Source organism: Amycolatopsis sp. NPDC098790 (genome assembly GCF_044759945.1).
In the GTDB taxonomy this organism is placed as follows: Bacteria; Actinomycetota; Actinomycetes; order Mycobacteriales; family Pseudonocardiaceae; genus Amycolatopsis.
Window position 1 is genome coordinate 1,578,786 of the sequence record NZ_JBIWAI010000001.1, and the last position, 18,229, is coordinate 1,597,014.

At 70.7% G+C, this 18,229-nt stretch carries 19 protein-coding genes and 1 tRNA gene; 10 read left to right on the forward strand and 10 right to left on the reverse strand.

The genetic code is table 11. The annotated features are described in order from the left end of the window. The first annotated feature begins 38 nt into the window (after positions 1 to 38). Genes ACIQWX_RS07915 through ACIQWX_RS07935 form a run of 5 tightly spaced genes read left to right on the forward strand, consistent with a single transcriptional unit; the run spans position 39 to position 3,169 of the window. Complete coding sequence (locus ACIQWX_RS07915; protein ID WP_400867115.1) at positions 39 to 578, forward strand: hypothetical protein; 540 nt, start codon at positions 39 to 41, stop codon at positions 576 to 578. After that, entirely contained in the window at positions 575 to 1,774 is a 1,200-nt protein-coding gene (locus ACIQWX_RS07920) for a putative T7SS-secreted protein (RefSeq protein ID WP_400867117.1), read from the forward strand. The genes ACIQWX_RS07915 and ACIQWX_RS07920 overlap by 4 nt, the downstream gene beginning before the upstream one ends. Then, a complete protein-coding gene (locus ACIQWX_RS07925) occupies positions 1,774 to 2,349 on the forward strand; it encodes a hypothetical protein (RefSeq protein ID WP_400867119.1) in 576 nt (191 codons plus the stop codon). The genes ACIQWX_RS07920 and ACIQWX_RS07925 overlap by 1 nt, the downstream gene beginning before the upstream one ends. Then, complete coding sequence (locus ACIQWX_RS07930) at positions 2,346 to 2,864, forward strand: hypothetical protein (protein WP_400867121.1); 519 nt, start codon at positions 2,346 to 2,348, stop codon at positions 2,862 to 2,864. Before ACIQWX_RS07925 ends, ACIQWX_RS07930 begins: the two co-directional genes overlap by 4 nt. Next, positions 2,861 to 3,169, forward strand: coding sequence for a YbaB/EbfC family DNA-binding protein (locus ACIQWX_RS07935; RefSeq protein ID WP_400867123.1), 309 nt, complete (start codon positions 2,861 to 2,863; stop codon positions 3,167 to 3,169). Before ACIQWX_RS07930 ends, ACIQWX_RS07935 begins: the two co-directional genes overlap by 4 nt. On the opposite strand, the gene ACIQWX_RS07940 is transcribed toward ACIQWX_RS07935, so the two are convergent. The 6 genes from ACIQWX_RS07940 to ACIQWX_RS07965 form a co-directional block, all read right to left on the reverse strand. Further along, the gene (locus tag ACIQWX_RS07940; protein ID WP_400867125.1) at positions 3,166 to 3,570 is read right to left on the reverse strand and encodes a hypothetical protein; all 405 of its coding nucleotides are present in this window, start codon (positions 3,568 to 3,570) and stop codon (positions 3,166 to 3,168) included. The genes ACIQWX_RS07935 and ACIQWX_RS07940 overlap by 4 nt on opposite strands. Beyond that, positions 3,567 to 6,293, reverse strand: a complete 2,727-nt coding sequence (locus ACIQWX_RS07945; protein WP_400867127.1) for an FtsK/SpoIIIE domain-containing protein — start codon at positions 6,291 to 6,293, stop codon at positions 3,567 to 3,569. The genes ACIQWX_RS07940 and ACIQWX_RS07945 overlap by 4 nt, the downstream gene beginning before the upstream one ends. A gap of 32 nt (positions 6,294 to 6,325) precedes the next feature. Further along, positions 6,326 to 6,571 carry a hypothetical protein gene (locus ACIQWX_RS07950; RefSeq protein WP_086677304.1) on the reverse strand — a complete coding sequence of 82 codons (246 nt, stop codon included), beginning with the start codon at positions 6,569 to 6,571 and terminating at the stop codon, positions 6,326 to 6,328. A 4-nt stretch (positions 6,572 to 6,575) separates the two neighbouring features. Then, the gene (locus ACIQWX_RS07955; protein WP_086677306.1) at positions 6,576 to 6,836 is read right to left on the reverse strand and encodes a hypothetical protein; all 261 of its coding nucleotides are present in this window, start codon (positions 6,834 to 6,836) and stop codon (positions 6,576 to 6,578) included. 499 nt (positions 6,837 to 7,335) lie between these two features. Next, positions 7,336 to 7,420 (reverse strand) — tRNA-Ser (locus ACIQWX_RS07960). A 44-nt stretch (positions 7,421 to 7,464) separates the two neighbouring features. After that, positions 7,465 to 8,208 carry a PP2C family protein-serine/threonine phosphatase gene (locus ACIQWX_RS07965; RefSeq protein WP_400867130.1) on the reverse strand — a complete coding sequence of 248 codons (744 nt, stop codon included), beginning with the start codon at positions 8,206 to 8,208 and terminating at the stop codon, positions 7,465 to 7,467. Positions 8,209 to 8,286: 78 nt separating this feature from the next. On the opposite strand from ACIQWX_RS07965, the gene ACIQWX_RS07970 reads away from it, so the two are divergent. After that, positions 8,287 to 9,972: a class I SAM-dependent DNA methyltransferase gene (locus tag ACIQWX_RS07970; RefSeq protein WP_400867132.1), complete on the forward strand. Its 1,686-nt coding sequence runs from the start codon at positions 8,287 to 8,289 to the stop codon at positions 9,970 to 9,972. A gap of 8 nt (positions 9,973 to 9,980) precedes the next feature. Beyond that, complete coding sequence (locus ACIQWX_RS07975; protein ID WP_400867134.1) at positions 9,981 to 10,871, forward strand: serine/threonine-protein kinase; 891 nt, start codon at positions 9,981 to 9,983, stop codon at positions 10,869 to 10,871. Here the strand turns inward: ACIQWX_RS07975 and ACIQWX_RS07980 are convergent. Then, positions 10,861 to 11,370, reverse strand: coding sequence for a hypothetical protein (locus ACIQWX_RS07980; RefSeq protein ID WP_400867136.1), 510 nt, complete (start codon positions 11,368 to 11,370; stop codon positions 10,861 to 10,863). The two genes, ACIQWX_RS07975 and ACIQWX_RS07980, sit on opposite strands and share 11 nt — an antisense overlap. A gap of 215 nt (positions 11,371 to 11,585) precedes the next feature. On the opposite strand from ACIQWX_RS07980, the gene ACIQWX_RS07985 reads away from it, so the two are divergent. Beyond that, on the forward strand, positions 11,586 to 12,233 hold the full coding sequence (locus tag ACIQWX_RS07985; protein ID WP_400867138.1) for a L,D-transpeptidase: 648 nt from the start codon (positions 11,586 to 11,588) through the stop codon (positions 12,231 to 12,233). Between the two features lie 111 nt (positions 12,234 to 12,344). After that, positions 12,345 to 15,176 (forward strand): PQQ-dependent sugar dehydrogenase, encoded by a 2,832-nt coding sequence (locus tag ACIQWX_RS07990; RefSeq protein ID WP_400867140.1) that lies wholly within the window; start codon positions 12,345 to 12,347, stop codon positions 15,174 to 15,176. Between the two features lie 66 nt (positions 15,177 to 15,242). Here ACIQWX_RS07990 and ACIQWX_RS07995 read toward each other — a convergent pair whose 3' ends face one another. Further along, on the reverse strand, positions 15,243 to 16,760 hold the full coding sequence (locus ACIQWX_RS07995) for a 3-hydroxyacyl-CoA dehydrogenase (RefSeq protein WP_400867142.1): 1,518 nt from the start codon (positions 16,758 to 16,760) through the stop codon (positions 15,243 to 15,245). 38 nt (positions 16,761 to 16,798) lie between these two features. Next, positions 16,799 to 17,467: a TetR/AcrR family transcriptional regulator gene (locus ACIQWX_RS08000; RefSeq protein ID WP_400867144.1), complete on the reverse strand. Its 669-nt coding sequence runs from the start codon at positions 17,465 to 17,467 to the stop codon at positions 16,799 to 16,801. A 127-nt stretch (positions 17,468 to 17,594) separates the two neighbouring features. Here ACIQWX_RS08000 and ACIQWX_RS08005 point away from each other — a divergent pair, with 127 nt between their 5' ends. Next, complete coding sequence (locus tag ACIQWX_RS08005; protein WP_400867147.1) at positions 17,595 to 18,041, forward strand: nitroreductase family deazaflavin-dependent oxidoreductase; 447 nt, start codon at positions 17,595 to 17,597, stop codon at positions 18,039 to 18,041. Here the strand turns inward: ACIQWX_RS08005 and ACIQWX_RS08010 are convergent. After that, a complete protein-coding gene (locus ACIQWX_RS08010; protein WP_400867149.1) occupies positions 18,031 to 18,228 on the reverse strand; it encodes a hypothetical protein in 198 nt (65 codons plus the stop codon). The genes ACIQWX_RS08005 and ACIQWX_RS08010 overlap by 11 nt on opposite strands. Position 18,229 lies beyond the last annotated feature (1 nt).

The following is an 18,229-nucleotide window of genomic DNA, read 5'->3' on the forward strand; positions in this document are numbered from 1 at the left end:
GCCGTCTTTACTGGTGACGGACCACAGGGAGGGGTGGCGTGAACGGGTACGCGGTGAAGGTCGACGAACTGGGCAAGCTCATCGGCGACCTCGACACGGCGGCGGGCCGGATGGCCGACGCGAACAAGAAGCTCGGCGGCGGAGGGGCGTTCGGCTCCCTGGGGAGTGCCGACCTGGGCAAGGCGGGTATCGAGTTCGAGGATGCCTGGGGCTACGGGATCGGGCGGCTCGGCGACGCGGCTTCGGAGGTCACTGAGCGGCTGAGGCTGGCCAAGGGGAAGTACGAGCAGATCGAGGCGGAGTTCGGCGAAGGGCTGACGAAGTTCGGCTCGGCGGTGCTGGGCGACGATCCCGCCGAAGACGGGAAGACCGGCGGGACGCGGGGGACGTACCCGACGGTCGGGCAGCCGGCGGGCGACGGTCCGATCGGTGACGTGCCGGATGACGACGGCAAGGTGGGCGGCGGTGTCACCGGCGGCGTGCCGGGCATCAACGACCAGGCCGAACGCGACGAAGGCATGGTCGGCGGCGGCGCGACCGGCGGCATCACCGATCTCCTGAACGGCCTCGGCCGATGAGCGTCCGCGACTTCCCGGCCCTGGGCTTCGACCCGGCGCCCGGCGATCTCGACGGCATCACCGACCTGGCCGGCAAGTACCGCGCGGTGAGCACCGACCTCACCGAGGCCGACGACGCGCTTCGCCAGATCGTCCGCAAGCAGGGCATCTGGCAGGGCGAGGCGAGCGAGGCGTTCGCCCGGCGGATCGGCCCGCTGCCGCAGTACCTCGAAGGCGCCGCACGTTCGATGGGCGAAGCCGCCGACGCGCTCGAATCGTGGGCTCGCGATCTCGGTGACCTGCAGAAACGGGCGTCGGAGCTGGAGGCCCGAGCGGAAGCGGCAGCGAAGGCGGCCGAAGCGGCGCGGGCGAACCCGGACCTGGCGCTGGCGAACCGGACGTTCCCGGATCAGCAGTCGTTGCAGATCGCCCAGCGCCTGCTGGACAACGCCGGCCAGAAGCTCCAGACCGCGATCGACGGCTGCCAGAACGTCCAAGACGCGGCGAAGCAGCTTCAACAGGAGCACACGGAGGCCGCCGGCCGGGTCGCGGCGGCGCTGCGAAAGGCGAAGGAACTGGCGCCAGACGAGCCGGACCTCCTCGACAAGCTGGGTGACGCTGTCGGCGGGGCACTTGCCGACTTGTCGAACACCCTCGCCAATTCGGTGGACCAGGCATGGGACTTCGTCCAGGACCACGCCGAAGTGATCTCCAAGCTCTCGGACGTGGTGGGTGACCTGGGGAACGGACTCGGCGTTGTCAGCGACGCGGTCCCCGATCCGGCCGGCATGGTCCTGAGCGGGATAGCCACCGGTCTCGGGATCGCGGCGTTGGAGGGTCACGCGACGGCGAAACTCGCGGGTGCCGACGTGGCGCCCGAAACCCTCACGTTCGACGCACTCGGCGCGGTCACGTCGCTCGTGGGGGTGATTCCGATGGTGCCGGATTCCGCGGCGAAGGCGATGACCGTCGCGGGATACGGATTGGTGGCGGAACAAGTCGGCGGAGAACTCGCCGCCGACGCCGTGGGCAAGCAGTTCGAAGGGCCGATCGGCGACTTCAAGAACTACTGGATACCGAAGAGCACCGCGCAAGAAGCCGGAATGGCGTTTTCGTGGGCGGGCGTCGCGGCCTTGAACGCCGCGGACGCCGGGGCGCAGGCCGACAACGCGCCGGAGCGTCGGCGCGAGCGGGCGGAAGACGAGGTGTGGAACTGATGCCGCTGCAGATCGATCTACCGCCCGGTTTCGCCGGCATGCCGGTGGGCAGCGACGACAGGTTGAACCGGGGCCACGCCTGGATGGTCGCTGAGAACGTGGCGGCCGGTGCCGGGACGTCCGTCGAGGAGTTCGGCAGCTATCTGATGGCCCTGGTGCCCACCATGCAGGCCAACGGCATCCGCGTGTTCGGCAAGTTCGCGGTCGGCCGCCGCAAGGGTGACGTCGCCACCCTGACGCTCGGTGTCGCGCAGTGGCCGGAGACCTCACCCGAGAACCGCGATGCCTTGGTGGCAGCGATGGCCGAGCAGTACCGGAGCCGGCACAAGCTCGCGGTGGTGCGGCCTATCCGCCTGCCGATCGGTCCGGCGGTCGTGGCGTTCAGCGGAGGCGAATTCCACCTGCCCGAGGACGACGTGCGCACGCAGATCAAGGCGGAGTACCAGATCCCCCTGTCCGACGGCCGGTCCGTGGTGATCCTCTCCGTGGTCGCGGAGTCCGAGGATGCCTGGCCGGCGGTCGCGGAAGCGACGGCGAGGGTGGCTTGGAGTCTTCGCAGCGGGGAAGCGGCGTGATCAGCACGGGCGATCTGATCATCGCCGGCAGCCAGTTCCGGGGGAGCCGCACCGAGCTCTACCTGATAGTCGGGTCTTTCGTCGTGGTCGGGCTGACGGCCGCCGGGGTGTTTCTCTTCGTGAGGGGCAGGCTCGAGAAGAACCGGCGAGCCGGCATCGCATCGATCGCGCAGCTGCTCGACGGCCGTCCGTTCGCCTGCATCTCGTACGCCGAGTGTCCGCTGAGCGTGCCCGACCTGCTGAGCATGGCGCAGGCCCGTGGCTACGCCTTGACCCCGAACCCGGCGGCGTCGCGCTACGAGTTCGTGCTCGGCGCGCCGCAGACGGCGTTCACGGGCCACCCCCGTGCGGCCTACATCGCGCACATGCTGGACGGCCGTCCCGACTTGGAACTGCCGATCGTGTTCGAGCCGATGAGCCTTCCCGAGCTGATGGTCGTCGCGCACAGCCGGGGCTACACCGTCCAGAAGAGCGATCGGGTCTACGCGTTCATGCGACACCAGGAGAGGCCATGAGCAACGCACAACTGATCGAAGAAATGCGCTGGCAGCTCAAGCAGATCGAAGACCGCAAGGCCGAAAACCAGCGTCGCCTCGACGAAATCGCCGAGAGCGGGCCCGTCACCGTGCTCACCGGGCCCGATGGTCGGGTCAACGAAGTGCGGCTCGCACCCGACGCCATGCGACTCGACGCCGGCACGCTCAGCCAGATCATCACGGCCGCCATCCGCAAAGCCGGGCCCGCTGCCACGCCGCCATCGCGACGCAAGCCGATCCCCGCCGACGAAGATGAGCCCTACGACACCGTCTACGACGTCTAGGCCGGCGGCTGCTCTCCCCGCTTCGACGCCGCCCGCTTGGCGCGCCAGCCCAACGCGAGGACCGCCTGCACCAGCTCCTGATAACTCGGCTTGACCTCTTCGAGGTACCGGTCCAAGTACGCCGGACGCGCCGTTGCCACCGGGCGGGGCTCGTCGCCCGGGTCCAACCACAGCAAGCCCTGGATGTTGTGCAGCGCCATCTTCCACCAGCGCGTCGCTCGCGCGGCTGCCTGTGTCTCGCGGTCGGCCGCCGCCTCGATCGCTGCCTGGGCCGCCTCTATCTCCGCTTCCAAACCCTCCGCGCGGGACAGCTCCCATTCGCGCAGGTTCTCCGCCGAGCCGCGGGACAGCGCGATGATTTCCTTGTACCGCATGGCCGCGGTGGCGCCGTCGTCGGTCATTGGACGTTCTCCGGGCGCTGGAACGGGATGATCACTTCGGGGGCGCCGTGGGTCGTGCGGTCGAAGAACAACGCGCGGCCCGGGCGCGGGGACCAGTGCACCACCTGGCCCGCCGCGAACGGCGCCAGCTCGTTGCCCTGGACGTCGAGCGCTGCCCACGTGCCGATGTCGTCGGTGCCGGCGAAACCCAGCGTGTCCTTCAGCCGGGCGATGCTGCGCCACCAGCCGATCGTGTGGATGCCGTGGGCCGGCCCCTGTTTCAGCACCACGCGCAGGTGGTCCAGGCCACTCTTCAGCTGGCCGACGGCCTTCGCCTCCAACGTCGGCAACGCCGCGTCCACGCCGTACAGGAGCAGGATCTTCGCGCCGCCCGCCATCCCGCCGGTCATCGACTCCAGCACGCCGGTCAGGTCGTCGACCAGCGTTGCCGCGTGGTCTTGGCGCAGCCGCTCGGTCAGTTCCAGCGCGGCCGGCGCGCACGCCTCGATCGGGCAGCTCAGCACGAACTCGACCTCGCCGGGTTCGTACTGCTTGGCCAGCGACCGCGCCGCCGAGTCCATGATGGACAGTGCCTCGGCCGTCGCCGACCCGAGCACCGCGACGTTGCGGCCCGGCGCCCGTGGCAGGTCGACTCCGCACGCCGTCTCGGTCACGTCGATCGACTGGCCGAGCAGCGCGCGCGGCTTCGAGTTCGTCTTGAGGTCGAGGTACGCCGGGAACTGTTCCAGCACCGGCGAATGCGCGCCGTCGAACAGGCGCGGACGCGGGAAGTAGCCCGCGTACGACTCCCACAGCCGGTGCTGCAGCCGGACGAACACGTTCTTGCTGCTCGCGTCCGGGATGTGCGCCAGCTGGTTGCCGTGCGCCACACCGGAGTCGTGATTGATCACCGCGTGCCACTTCGGCGCCGACACCGCCGCGTTGTTCGTCTCCGCCAGCACGCGCCGTGCCTTCGGCATCGCGATGCGCAGCGTGCACTGCTCGAACACCGCGGGCTTGCCCCAGAACGCTTCGATGCCGGCGACGTCCTGGCTGGCCAGCACCAGGTGGATGCCCTGCGACCGGCCGCGCCGCGCGATGTCCTCCAGCAGCTGGGTCGCCGCCGCCGTCACCTGGTCGCGGCCCGCGAACAGGTACTGGAACTCGTCGATCACCGCGACGATCCGCGGCCAGTGCCCGCCCGGGTCCGCCTCGCGCAGGTCGGCGAGGTTGGTGACCTCGTGCTCCTTCGCGGCCGCGGACCGGCGACGCAGCTCGTCGGCCAGGAACCGCAGCAGCGCCAGGCCGAATTCGCGGTCGGTGTTGACGTTGACGCCGACGAGCCGCGCGTGCGGCAGCCAGCTCGCGTCCTTGCGCCCCGGCGCCAGCCCGGCGAACGAGACGCCTTCCTTGAAGTCCAGCAGGTACAGCGCCAGCTCGTCCGGGGTGTAGCGCGCCGCGAGACTGCCGAGCAGCGCGTACAGGAAGTTCGTCTTGCCCGAACCGGACGGTCCGCCGATCAGGGCGTGCGGGCTGGCGTCACCGATGACGACCTCGACCGGCTCGCCCTCGTAGAACCCGACCGGCGCGCGCAGTTCCCGCGCGGAGCTTTCGTGGCCGAGTTCGGCCGGCAGCAGGTCGTCGAACGACCGCGGCCCGCCCTGCTTGGCGATCAGCGCTTCGGCGATCTTGTCGACGGCGCGGATCACCTGCCCCGACGGCATCGGCGGGTCGAGGTCGACGGTCAGGTCGGTGCCGGTCATGCTGCTGATCGCGTGCCGGTCGTCGACGAGGCTCAGCGTCTCCACCGGCGCACTCACCGCCGTCGGCACGTCGACCATGATCAGGCAGATCCCGGCGGCCAGCGCGCCGCTCGCGACGCGCTTGAGGTCGCGGGCGCGTTCCGGTTCGAGGGTTTCGCCGTTGCCGTACAGCACGACGACGCGGAACGGCTCGATCCGCTGGCCCGACTTCTTCCGCAGCTCCCGCAAGGACGTGAAACCGGCCTGCATGCCGGTCGCGTGGATGCGGCGGATGTGCCCGGCCAGCTCGTCGAGGAGGTCCTCGAGGCGGCCCGGGTCGTACAGCGAAAGCGCGCTCGTGCGGCTCAGCGGGTAGAGGTCGGGCAGGATCGCGGTCAGCTGCCCGATGTCCCACAGGTGCACGCGCACCGCGCCCGGTTCGAACGTCGAGAGCACGCGGATCAGCAGGTTCTGCACGATGCCGTCGATGACGGGCCGCGTCTTCGGCGCCGACGTGATCGCCAGGTGCGACTCGTCGAGCAGCGGGACGGCGACGTCGAACACGCGAGAGGCGTCACTGCCCGCGGCCGTCGCGGAACCGACGCGCCACAGGCCGGGCGAGGTGATGCCCGCGTTGTGGCCGACGCGTCCGAGCCACTCGCCCGGCGGCAGCCCGGCCGGGCCCGGCGCGTTCTGCGCGACCAGCTCGCGCAGGATCGACGGACCTTGGCTCCAGTCGGTGTAGAAAGCGCTTCGCGCGTTGCTGAGCGCACCGAACACTTCGTGCGCGGCGGGGTGTTTGGCCCATTCGTTCTGCTGTTCGGTGGTCGCGTGGTTCATGCCGACGCGGACGATGTCCCGCTCCAGCTCGAGTTTCGCGAGGTCGGCCTCGGCGGCTTGGCGCGCGCCGGCGGCCGCGCCCAGCACCAGTCCGATCTGGTGGCGTACCCGGTCGAGCGCGGTTTCGACGCGGTTGCGTTGTTCGGCTGCCCTGTTGGCCATCGGCGTCCCCAAAAACGGTGTCCCTGTAAGGATTACAAACGCGACCGGTATCCGCTCACCAGATCCTCCGCGGAAGCCAGGCGGCCGAGGAGCTGGTCCAGCCCCTCGCCGGCCTGTGCGTACTGCGAAGGGAGCCAGGGATCGGCCTTGGCCTGGGCGTCCACGAGAGCCTGTCGAGCTTCTCCGAGCAGGCTGGTGGCCCGTTCGGAGTGGGCGCGCGCGTCGGCGAGCCCGGTGACGACAGCGGTGAGCAGCTGGTGGAGTTCGGCTAGCGTCATCCCGCTAGAGACGCGCCGAGTAGGAGTCGGCGGAGGAAATGCTCGCTTGGACGGTGCTCTGCAGACCGTTGATGCCCTGCAGGGCTTCCGCGAGCAGACCGTGGGCCTGGCTCACTTCGTGCTGGCTGCTGCCTTGGGTCGCCTGCGACAGCGACTGCTGCGCTTCTTCGAGAGACTGCGCTGCCTGTTGCAGGGCGGCGATGCTCGCGGACGCCTTTTCGTTGGCGAGTGCGATGCCAGCGCGGATCTCTTCGACTCCGGCCATCGGGCCTCATACTCCTCGGAATCGGGGTGGTTGAGAGGGGGACTTCTATTGAAACAGATCCAACGACTGAGCGTGATCATCTGATTGTGCGGAGTGATCGTGACCGCGAAATCAGCAAGGCCCCGGACGTGGGAACGTCCGGGGCCAGACCGATCACGGTGTGTGCTGGGGGTGGCCCGGCAGCACGACCGCACGCGAAACGTCGTTGGCCAGCGCTGTCGCAGGTCAGAGCGGTTTTCGTGCCACTGCTGGCCTTTCTGGAAGCGTTGGGCTCGGTTCGCGGAAAGACTAGCGCGACTGGAGCAGCGGCCTGCGCCCCACCCCATCGGCTAACTCCCTGTGGGCGCGCGAATTTGTCCGTCAGTCTGTCGAAGACATTTCACCTTCCGGTGGAGAGCTTGCTCCGACCGGCGGCACGGCACTAGGCGGTTCGCGCGACAGCGGCCTCGAAACGACGAAACGCCGGGCGCGGGGCCCGGCGTCTCGTCCGTTCAACGTGCGGAGGATACAGGATTCGAACCTGCGAGGGCGTGAACCCAACACGCTTTCCAAGCGTGCGCCTTAGGCCGCTCGGCCAATCCTCCGCGGGAGACGATACCGGATGGCTCCGACGTCTCCCGCACGTGGGTCAGCTCGTGACGTCGGCCACCACGCAGGTGATGTTGTCCGGGCCGCCGCCTTCGTTGGCCAGGCGGATCAGCTCCGGGATCGCGTCGGCCGGGTCGGGGATGGAGTCCAGGGCGTCGCGCAGGGTCGCTTCGGTCACCGGGCCGCTCAGGCCGTCCGAACACAGCAGGTACCGGTCGCCCGGCTTCGCCTTGAACGTCCAGATGTCCGGGTCGGCGGACCCGGTCGTCTGCAACGCTTTCATCAGCAGCGAACGCCGCGGGTGGGTCGCCGCGTCCTCGGCCGCGACCCGGCCGTCCTCGACCAGTGCCTGCACCAGCGTGTGGTCGCGGGTCAGCCGGCGCAGGTCGCCGTTGCGCAACAGGTAGCCGCGGGAGTCGCCGATGTGGGCGGCCGCGAACTCGGCGCCGTCGAACATCAGCGCCGTCAGCGTCGTGCCCATGCCTTCGGTCGCCGGTTCGTTGGACGCGACCTCCGCCAGCCGCTGGTGGATCGACTTGACCACGCCGGTCAGCGTCGCGGCGAGGTCGACGCCCGCCAGGTCCATCCGCCGCAGGTCGACGTCGAGCTCGCGCAGCACGTCGACCGCGGTCGCGCTGGCGACTTCGCCGTGCGGCTGGCCGCCGATGCCGTCGGCGACGGCGAGCAGGCGGGAACTCGCGTACAGCGAGTCCTCGTTGACCTTGCGGCGCCTGCCGACGTCCGACCCCGCGGCGTACCGGAGGACGTACCGATCGTGTGTCATGCCACCCATGAAAGCATTGGTTGACTGAGTTCACAAGCAACTCGGCTGAATGGAGCACTCTCCGATAGAGTGCCCGCCATGGACGACGACGCCACGGTCAGCGCGGCCGACATCGCGCGGCTCGCCGGGGTCGGCCGGGCCGCAGTGAGCAACTGGCGCCGTCGCTACCCGGACTTCCCGGCGCCCGTCGGCGGCACGGCGTCCAGCCCGTTGTTCGGCCTGTCCGCCGTCGCCGGCTGGTTCCGCGCTCGCGGCAAGAAGTTCGAGCTGTCCGCCGGCGAACGCGCGTGGCAGCGTCTGCGCGCGCTGGGCGACGACCTCGACCTCGCCGAGCGCGTGAGCCGCGCCGGCGTCTTCTTCGCCTTCCAGGCCGGAATCCTCGACACCTTCGACAGCAGGCTCGACGACCCCGAGCTGATCACCCTGCTCAGCGAGATGACGCACCGGGCGGGCCCGCTCGAGTCGTTCGAGCTGTTGTGCCACCGGTACTTCGAGGCGCATTCGCGGCGGCTGTCCGCGACGCCGGAACCGGTCGCCGAGCTGATGGCCCGGCTCGCCGGTCCGGTGTCGACGATCCTCGACCCCGCCTGCGGCTTCGGCGCCCTCGGGCTGGCGAGCGGCGCGAAAACCGTGCTGGGCCAGGACAGCGACCCGATGACGGCCTCGATCGCGACGCTGCGGCTGCGCCTGCGTGGCATCGAGGCCGAGGTCCACGCGGTCGACGCGCTGCGCGAGGACGCCTTCGCCGGCCGGACCGCCGAAGCCGTGCTGTGCGATCCGCCGTTCAACGAACGGGCCTGGGGACACGACGAGCTCGTCGGCGACGCGCGCTGGGAGTACGGCCTGCCGCCACGCGGCGAGCCCGAGCTCGCCTGGGTGCAGCACTGCCTGGCGCACGTCGAACCCGGTGGGGCGGTGGCGATCCTGATGCCGGGAGCGGCGGCCGGGCGGCGCAGCGGCAAGCGCATCCGCGGCAACCTGCTGCGCGCGGGCGCGGTCCGCGCGGTGATCACCCTGACCGGCTCCGACCTCTGGCTCCTGCGGCGGCCGGTGCCGGGGCAGCGTCCGCCGTCGACCGTGCTGCTCGCCGAGGCGGGCGACGATCTGTCCACAGTGGACGAGATGTGGCGGGAGTTCGGCGAGCGTCCCGAATCCGGCGTCCGGATCATCGACCTGCTGGACGACGACGTCGACTTGACACCGGCCCGGCGCCGCGGCCGCGACGAGGACCTCGGCCGCGCTTTCCAAGCCGTGCAAGGCCGGTTCGCCGAGCTGACGCCGCGGCTGCCGCCGCTCGAAGCGGCCGACACCGAACCCGCGTTCACGACGATCGGCGAGCTGGTCAAGGCCGGGGTCGTCGAGGTCAAGCACGCCGCTCGCACCGACGGCGAGCACCCGGTCGCCGAAGAGGGGAACGTCGTCGCGTCCGTGACCGGGATCGCGTACGTCCACAGTGGACCACCGGCGCCGGTCGGGGCCGGGCTCACCGTGTACCGCGTCGACCCGGACCGGCTGGACGCGGACTTCCTGGCCGGCTGCCTGCGCGCGGCCGACCTGCCCGCCGCGTCGGCGTCGACGCGGATCGACGGCAGGCGCGTGCGGATCCCGCGGGTGGCGATCGACGTCCAGCGCGAGTACGGGCAGGTCTTCCGGCGCCTCGCCGAGTTCGACACCGTCCTGCGCCAGACGGCGGAAACGGGCCGGGAGCTGGTCCGGCTAGGCTTTGCCGGACTTGTCGAAGGACGGCTCAGGCCGCGCCGATAGGGAAACGGATGCTGATCGCCGACCGCTACGAGCTCGACGAGCTGCCGCTCGGCCGCGGTGGGATGGGCGCGGTGCACGGCGGGCACGACCGCCGGCTGGGCCGGCGCGTGGCGATCAAGCTGCTCAGGCTGCCGGGCCGCGACGAAGAGCTCGAAGCCCGCTTCGCCCGCGAAGCGCGGATCCTGGCGACGCTCGACCACCCCGGCGTGCCGACGCTGTACGACTACGGCACGCACGACGACCGGTTGTTCCAGGTCATGCAGTTCGTCGACGGCGTGACGGTGGCCGACCTGCTCGCCGAGCACGGGCCGCTGCCGGTGCCGTGGGCCGCGGCGATCGCGGCGCAGGCGTGCGCGGTGCTCGCCGCCGCCCACGCGCTCGCGGTCTGCCACCGGGACCTCAAGCCGTCCAACCTGATGCTCGGGCCCGACGGCGGGGTCAAGGTGATGGACTTCGGGCTCGCGGTGCTGCGCGAGGCGGACGCGGCGCAGTTCACGCGGGCCGGGCAGCTGCTGGGGACGCCGTCGTACATGGCGCCCGAGCAGATCCAGCGCGGCGGCGCCGAACCGCGCAGCGACCTCTACGCGCTGGGCTGCGTGCTGCACGAGATGCTCACCGGGCGGCGGCTGTTCGACGGGCCGACCGCGTACGCCGTGTTCGAGCGGCAGGTCAAGGAGCTGCCGCCGCCGGTGCCGGGGGTGCCGAAGCCGCTCAACGCGCTGCTCGCCGAGATGCTGGAGAAGGACCCCGAAGCACGGCCGCCGGGCGCGGCCGTGCTGTACGAGCGGCTGGGCGCGTTCGTCGGCTCGCTGCCGCCGTTGCCGGGGTTCCTCGTGCCGCCGTCGGTGCCCAGCCCGGGCCGGATGTACGCGCGGATGCTGGGGCGCGTCAGCGGCTGAGCGCCGCGGGCCGCTGGTCGGCGAGCGGCAGGCCACGGCGTTGGATGCGGTAGTAGGTCGTGGCGTTCTGCACGGCGATGCTGACGCCGAGGGTGAAGGCGATCGACGCGGAGGTCAGCGGCCCGGAGATCCCGAGCGCGGTGCCGAGCGCGACCAGCCCGACCCGGACGCCGATCGTGAGCACCCACAACCCGATGGTGACGGCCGAACCCTTTTGAAAGGTGGTGCCGTCACGCTCGGTGAGCGTGGTGGTGGTGCTGCGCAGCACCCCGAGCCCGGCGAGGACGACGAGATCGGCGGCCAGCAGGCCCAGTTCGGCGCCCGACGCGCCAGGCAAGTCCTTGGCGGCGAGGTACGCGCCGACGGCGACGAGGACCAGCGGCATGACGGTCAGCGTCCGGCGGTTGAGCAGCGTGCCGCGGACCTGCTTGTAGACGACCCGGTAGAAGACGTAGGCGGCGATGGCCACGTAGAGCAGGACGTTCGCGGCGCTGGGCATGTCGGGGCTCCTCGGTTCCTTGTCGGTGCTGCCAGCTTCGCCGCGGCGGGCGTGGGTTTCGTCGGCTCGCGGATCGGGTCCGGGTTGATCTTGGCCTCAACCCACGGGTTGATGTTCTGACCGAATCGTGACCTTCCCGGACGAACCTCTACCGGGTGAACGTCGTCTTTACGGGTGTCCACAAGCGATGATCGAACAGCTGGGGGTTACGGATCGTGAAGAGGCTTTTGGCGGGAGCGGCCGCACTGGCCACCGCGTTCGTGCTGACCGCCTGCTCCGGGGGTGGGGCGGCGACGCCGAACGCGGGCGGCGGGGCCGTCGCCGCGGCCGGGACCGGGGGCGGGACGCCCACCACCACGTCGAGCACCACCGCGGCCCCCACCACGACGACCAGCGCCACCCCGACGCCGGCCCCGACGACGTCCAAGACCAAGCCGGCGCCGACCACCACCAAGCCGAAGCCCAAGCCGAAGCCCGCCGCTCCGGCGAGCGATCCCGGCGTCCCGTGCGCCGCCGCGGCGGCCGCGTCCGGCACCGCCGCCTGTGTCGACATCTCCGCGCACAAGGCGTGGATCCTGCAGGGTGGCAAGGTCGTCTACGGGCCGGTCCCGATGCTGCCGGGCCGCAAGGGCTACGCGACTCCGACCGGCACCTTCCACGTGCTGTCGAAGGAGAAGATGCACCTCTCCAAGGAGTTCGACAACGCGCCGATGCCGAACTCGGTGTTCTTCTACCCGGGCGACGCCTTCCACACCGGCAGCCTGTCGGTCTACTCGCACGGCTGCATCCACCTCTCGGCGAGCGCGTCCCTGAAGTTCTTCAACACTTTGCACATCGGTGACGTCGTGCAGGTTGTCCCGTAATCACTCACTGCCCAACACGGACAGTAGGTCACGAACAGATAAAATCACTCGGCGGAGTGCAACTGGCCCCCCTGCTCAGGCGATAAGTGATCGCTTGGGAAGGGGGGCCAAATGGCCTTGGGAAAGCTCAGAGCACTACGCCACGCCTTCGTGGCGGCAGTACTGACCGGCGCGCTACTGCCGGTCGTGTCCACTGGGGAAGCGGCAGCGGCGACGACGCTGCCGGGGGGATTCGTCCTGCGGGACACCAGCGCCGGGCTGGGGGAACAGCCACTCACGGACTTCGCGTACCTGCCGGACAACTCGACGTTCGTCGTCGGCAAGGGCGGCACGGTCCGCTGGCTGCCCGCCGACGGGGCGGCCGGCCGGACGATCGCGACGCTGCCGGTGCGGACCGATGAGGACCTCGGGCTCGTGGGGCTGGCCGTGGCGCCGGACTACGCGACGTCCCGCACCATCTACCTGACGCGGTCGATCAACCAGACCAGCGGTTTCGTCATGCGGCTGGCCAAGTTCACCGTCACCGTGGACGCGGCGGGCGCACCGGTCGGGCTGACCGGCGAGCAAACGCTGTTCGAGGTGCCGGGCATCTTCAACGTCCACGGCATCAACGGCGTGGTGGCCGCCGCCGACGGGACGATCTGGCTGTCCATCGGCGACAACGGCGACTTCCGGAAGGCCGACCCCGGCTCGCTGCGGGCCCAGGACATCAACCAGCCGTACGGCAAGGTCTTCCACCTGACCGCCGACGGCAAGGGCGTGCCCGCGAACCCGTACTACGACGCGGCCAACCCCGGCTCGACCGCGAGCAAGGTCTTCGCGCGCGGGTTCCGCAACCCGTTCCGGATGAGCGTCGACCAGAACTCCGGCCTGCCGGTCCTCGGTGACGTCGGCTGGAACACCTGGGAAGAGATCGACGTCGTCCAGCGCGGCTCCAACCAGGGCTGGCCCTGCTGGGAGGGTAACCACCCGACCCCGGGCTTCACCGGCCTCGCGGGTTGCGCCGGCGTCGCGAACCAGCCGCCGGTCTACGAGTACCAGCACGGCAGCGGCACCATGCAGGGCAACAGCGTCTCCGGCGGGATCGTCTACAACGGATCCAGCTACCCGGCCGCCTACCGCGGGTCCTACTTCTTCGGCGACTACGTCACCAACAAGATCTGGACACTGCGCTACGACGACCAGGGCAAGCTCACCCAGGCCCCGGAGAACCCGCCGGTCTTCACCGGCATCGGCGGCCCGGTGAAGTTCGCGGCGGCGCCGAACGGCGACATCGTCTACGCCGACATCCTCAGCGGCAGCCTGCGCCGGCTGAGCTACTCGGCGGGCAACACCGCGCCGGTCGCCAAGGCGACGACGGCCACCGACCCGGCCGCCCGCACGGTGTCGTTCGACGGCTCGACGTCGGTGGACTACGACAACGACCCGCTGAAGTACGACTGGGACTTCGGCGACGGGACCACCGCGGCCGACGCCGGCCCGACCGTGTCCCACGCCTACGCGGCGGGCACCGAGGCGTTCACCGCGAAGCTGACGGTCCGGGACCCGCTGGGTGCCACCGACACGACCACCATCGCGGTCGCGCCGGGCAACCACACGCCGGAGATCACGCTCACGACGCCGGGCGACACCGCGACCTTCGCGGTCGACCAGCAGGTCGCGCTCAGTGCCACCGCGACCGACGCCGAGGACGGCGCGCTGCCGATCACCTGGACCACGGCGGTGCGGCACTGCCCGAGCGAGGCAACGTGCCACTCGCACCCCGGTGCCGGCGGTACCGGAGCGAGCTTCTCGGCGCCGTTCACCGAGCACCCGGACTCCCGGATGGAGTTCACGGCGACGGTGACCGACAGCGCGGGTGTCGTCACGACGAAGACGTACACCGCCGTGCCGCGCCGGCACCGGATCACCCTGCTCAGCACGCAGCCCGCGGCGCTGAGCATCCCGGTCGAGGGCGGCGTGAACACGGCGCTGGTGACCGAGGGCGCCAGCTTCGACGTCGAAGCTTCGCCGCTGGGCACCGACGGCGTCTCGAAGTTCACCGGCTGGCAGGGCGGACCCACCGACACGACGTGGGTCGTCACGGTCGGCACGAGCGACATGACGCTGACGGCGAACTACGCGACCCCGATCGACCAGCGCTACAACGCCGACCCGGCGTTGCAGGCGAAGCTCGGGGCGCCGACGGCGGCCGAGGTCACCGACGGCACGGTCCACTACCGGGCCTACGCGAACGGCCGGCTGTACTGGAGCGCGGCGACCGGGGCCAAGTACCTGACCGGCCCGGTGCTGGACAAGTACGTCGCCATGGGCGGGCTCACCAAGCTCGGCCCGCCGACGACCGACACCGCGTCCACTTCGGACGGTGCGCAGTTCAGCGACTTCACCAACGGCGGCAACGTGGGCTCGATCTACTACACCGCCGCCACCGGTGCGCACGCGATCTACGGTGAGATCCGGAAGAAGTGGGCGGCGCTCGGCTACGGGGCGGTCATCGGGTACCCGACGAACGACGAAGACGGGACGCCCGACGGCATCGGCCGGTTCAACCACTTCATCAAGGGCACCAACGTCGGTTCGATCTACTTCACGCCCTCGACGGGTGCGCACGCGATCTACGGCGAGATCCGGAAGAAGTGGGCGGCGTTCGGGTACGAGCGCGGCCTCGGCTACCCGACGAACGACGAGGACGGCACGCCGGACGGCGTCGGCCGGTTCAACCACTTCAGCCTCGGTCACTCGATCTACTTCACGAACGCCACCGGGGCGCACGTGATCAAGGGCGAGATCCGCAAGCGCTGGGCGGCGCTGGGCTGGGAGCGGTCGTACCTGCGCTACCCGACGACGGACGAGTACGTGACGGGATCGGTGTACCGCAGCGACTTCCAGGGCGGTTACATCACGTACACGCCGCAGACGGGAGCGGTCGACCGTCCCTGGTGACGGATTTTCCTCTGAGTGAACGAAAGCGGGCCGTCTCCGGGATTCCGGAGGCGGCCCGCTGTCCTTTCAGGACCGGAGGTCGGCGGGGCTCGTGCCGGCCGACGTGAGGGGCAGTCCGAGCGCGACCCGCTCGGTGAGCCACGGGCTCGGGCGGTACCGCGGGTCTCCGGTGGTCGCCGCCAGGCCGCGCAGGATGCGCAGGACGATGTCGCCGCCCACCAGGTCGCCCCACTCCAGCGGGCCGCGCGGGTAGCCGAGGCCGAGCCGGACCGCCGTGTCGATGTCCGACGGCGTCGCCAGGTGCTGGCCCGCGATGAAGCACGCCGTGTTGACGATCGAGGCCAGGAGGCGCTGGGCGATCGGGGCCGGGCCGTCGCGGACGACCGTCACCGGCTTGCCCGTCGCCGCCAGCGCGCCCCACGCCGCGCGGCCCGCCGCCGGTTCGAGTCCCGGGTGGACGGACATCGTCAGGCGCCGTTCGTAGCCGCCCAACGGGTCGACGCCGGCGACGCGGGCCAGTGGCAGTCCGGCGCGCGTTCCCGCGTCCACTGTGGACTCGCCGTAGAGGGGTACGAGCAGGACCGCGTCCGGGTACGCGTCCGACACCACCTGCACGCCGGCCGCCGACAGCACGCGGGCGAGGTGCTCGTCCGCCGTGAACACCGGGCTCGACGGCTTCGGCGGCGCGGCCGGCTCGTCGGTGACCTGCTGCTTCCCGTCGGCGTAGGTGTAGAAGCCCTCGCCGTTCTTGCGGCCGAACAACCCGGCGGCCACCCGCGGACGCGTCAGCCACGACGGGCGCAGCCGCGGGTCGCCGTGGAAGCCGCTCCAGATGCTCTCCAGCACGGCGTGGGAGACGTCGAGCCCGGTCAGGTCGAGCAGTTCGAACGGCCCGAGCTTGAGGCCGAGCGTTTCCCGCGCGACGCGGTCGACGTCGGCCGGCTCGGCCAGCGCCTCGGCGAGGATCTGCAGCGCCTCGGTGTTCAGGCCGCGGCCGGCGTGGTTGACCAGGAAGCCCGGCGCGTCCTTCGCCAGCACCGGTTCGTGGCCCCAGCTCCGGACCAGGTCGAGCGCCTCGCCGGGCAGCCAGTCGTGCGTGCGCGTGCCCGGGACCACCTCGACCAGGCGCATCAGCGGCACCGGGTTGAAGAAGTGCAGGCCGATCAGGCGTCCCGGGTCGGCCAGCTCGGCGGCGATCTCGGTGACCGACAGCGAACTGGTGTTCGTCGCGAAGATCGTCTCCTGTGGACAGACGCGCTCGAGCTCGGCGAACAGGGCCCGCTTCGTCGCCAGGTCCTCCCGGACGGCCTCGACGACGAGGTCGACGCCGTCCGCGGGAGCGCCGGGCGCGTCCACCGGCACGAGCCGGGCGCGCACCGCCGCCGGGTCGTCGAGCTTGCCCTTCGCGGCCAGCTTGTCCACCATCGCGCCGACGTGCTCGATCGCTTCGGCGACGGCCTCGCGCCGGACGTCGGCCAGCTCGACGGTCACCCCCGCGGTCGCGGCCAGCTGGACGATCCCGCGGCCCATCACCCCGGTCCCGATCACCCGGATCCTGCCGACCTTCCCGGCCCACCCCGTCACGTCGCGCCGCCTTCCGCTGTTGGACTCCCGCCCACAGCCTAGAGGCCGACGAACTCCGCCATCCGCTTCGCCGAATGGGCGAAGAACGCGTCGGCCGGGTCGACGCTGCCGACGTACTGGCCGAACAGGTCGAAGCTGATCGCGCCGAACAGCTGGGTCCACGCCATCAGCAGCCGGGCGACGGTCTCGGGGCCGGCGACGAGCCCGAGGGCCTTCGTGAGCGTCTCGGCCTGGGCGCGCAGCTCGGGCGGGACGTCGCCCTCGGCCCGCAGCTCGGTCTGCGTGAGCACCTTGACCAGGGCGAGCGCGACGCGGGATGCCGGCACGACGGTGTCCTGCGGTGCCGCGTACCCGGGGATCGGCGAGCCGTAGATGAGCGCGTACTCGTGGGGGTGGGCGCGGGCCCAGTCGCGCGTGCCCTGCCAGATCGCCAGCCACCGGTCGCGGGGGTCGCCGGTGCCTGGGTCCGCCTTCTCGGCGGCTTCGCCGATGGCGTTGTAGGCGTCGACGATCAGGTCGGTCAGCAGCCGGTCGCGGCTCGGGAAATACCGGTAGAGCGCGGACGACACCATGCCCAGCTCGCGCGCCACCGCGCGCAGTGAAAGCCCGTGCGCGCCGACGTCGGCGAGCTGGCGGCGGGCCTCGTCCTTGATCTCCTGGGTGAGCTCGGCGCGGGCTCGTTCGCGCGCGGTGCGGGTCGCGGTCATGCGGATCAGTGTGCCACGACGAGAGCGCTGCACAAAACCGAGAGCACTGCTCTTGACATCAGTGCTCTCGTGGGTGTTCACTGCTCTTAACCGAGAGCACTGCTCTCCAAACTTTCCGGAGGACGCCATGACCGCCGCCCGCTACATCGAGCCGAAGAAGTCGACCAACGCGTTCAACGAGGCCGTCGCGAAGCTGACCAGGATGGGCTTCAGCGTCTGGGGCAGCCGGGTGCTGACCGTCGTCGGACGCAAGAGCGGCGAGCCGCGGTCGGTGCCGGTGAACCTGCTGACCGTGGACGGCGTCCGCTACCTCGTCGCCCCGCGTGGCGAGACGCAGTGGGTGCGCAACCTGCGCGTTGCCGGCGAAGGCACGCTTCGCGTCGGGAAGCGCGTCGAGGCGTTCACCTTCCGCGAGCTGGCCGACGACGAGAAGCCGGGCATCCTGCGCGCGTACCTCAAGCGCTGGAAGTTCGAGGTCGGCGTGTTCTTCGACGGCGTCGACGCGAAGGCGTCGGACGAGAAGCTGCGCGAGATCGCGCCCGGCTACCCGATCTTCGAGATCTTCACGAAGTAGGTTTGCGCCGCGTCAGGTTCGCCGCGACCAGGACCACGCCGACCAGGAACGCGACGAGCCCGATCAGGAACCACAGCTTCTGGCCGGTCATGAAGCTGCCGGTGATCACGCCGATGCCCTGCAGCACCCAGACGGCGCCGACCAGCACGAACACGACCCCGACCGCGAGGGTGATCCACCGCCTCATC

Bases quoted from the DNA above. Each gene is read 5' to 3' on its own strand.
- ACIQWX_RS07920 (WP_400867117.1), top strand. From the start codon at position 575: ATGAGCGTCCGCGACTTCCCGGCCCTGGGCTTCGACCCGGCGCCCGGC.
- ACIQWX_RS07925 (WP_400867119.1), top strand. From the start codon at position 1,774: ATGCCGCTGCAGATCGATCTACCGCCCGGTTTCGCCGGCATGCCGGTG.
- ACIQWX_RS07935 (WP_400867123.1), top strand. From the start codon at position 2,861: ATGAGCAACGCACAACTGATCGAAGAAATGCGCTGGCAGCTCAAGCAG.
- ACIQWX_RS07940 (WP_400867125.1), bottom strand. From the start codon at position 3,570: ATGACCGACGACGGCGCCACCGCGGCCATGCGGTACAAGGAAATCATC.
- ACIQWX_RS07945 (WP_400867127.1), bottom strand. From the start codon at position 6,293: ATGGCCAACAGGGCAGCCGAACAACGCAACCGCGTCGAAACCGCGCTC.
- ACIQWX_RS07950 (WP_086677304.1), bottom strand. From the start codon at position 6,571: ATGACGCTAGCCGAACTCCACCAGCTGCTCACCGCTGTCGTCACCGGG.
- ACIQWX_RS07955 (WP_086677306.1), bottom strand. From the start codon at position 6,836: ATGGCCGGAGTCGAAGAGATCCGCGCTGGCATCGCACTCGCCAACGAA.
- ACIQWX_RS07965 (WP_400867130.1), bottom strand. From the start codon at position 8,208: ATGACACACGATCGGTACGTCCTCCGGTACGCCGCGGGGTCGGACGTC.
- ACIQWX_RS07970 (WP_400867132.1), top strand. From the start codon at position 8,287: ATGGACGACGACGCCACGGTCAGCGCGGCCGACATCGCGCGGCTCGCC.
- ACIQWX_RS07975 (WP_400867134.1), top strand. From the start codon at position 9,981: ATGCTGATCGCCGACCGCTACGAGCTCGACGAGCTGCCGCTCGGCCGC.
- ACIQWX_RS07980 (WP_400867136.1), bottom strand. From the start codon at position 11,370: ATGCCCAGCGCCGCGAACGTCCTGCTCTACGTGGCCATCGCCGCCTAC.
- ACIQWX_RS07990 (WP_400867140.1), top strand. From the start codon at position 12,345: ATGGCCTTGGGAAAGCTCAGAGCACTACGCCACGCCTTCGTGGCGGCA.
- ACIQWX_RS08000 (WP_400867144.1), bottom strand. From the start codon at position 17,467: ATGACCGCGACCCGCACCGCGCGCGAACGAGCCCGCGCCGAGCTCACC.
- ACIQWX_RS08005 (WP_400867147.1), top strand. From the start codon at position 17,595: ATGACCGCCGCCCGCTACATCGAGCCGAAGAAGTCGACCAACGCGTTC.
- ACIQWX_RS08010 (WP_400867149.1), bottom strand. From the start codon at position 18,228: ATGAGGCGGTGGATCACCCTCGCGGTCGGGGTCGTGTTCGTGCTGGTC.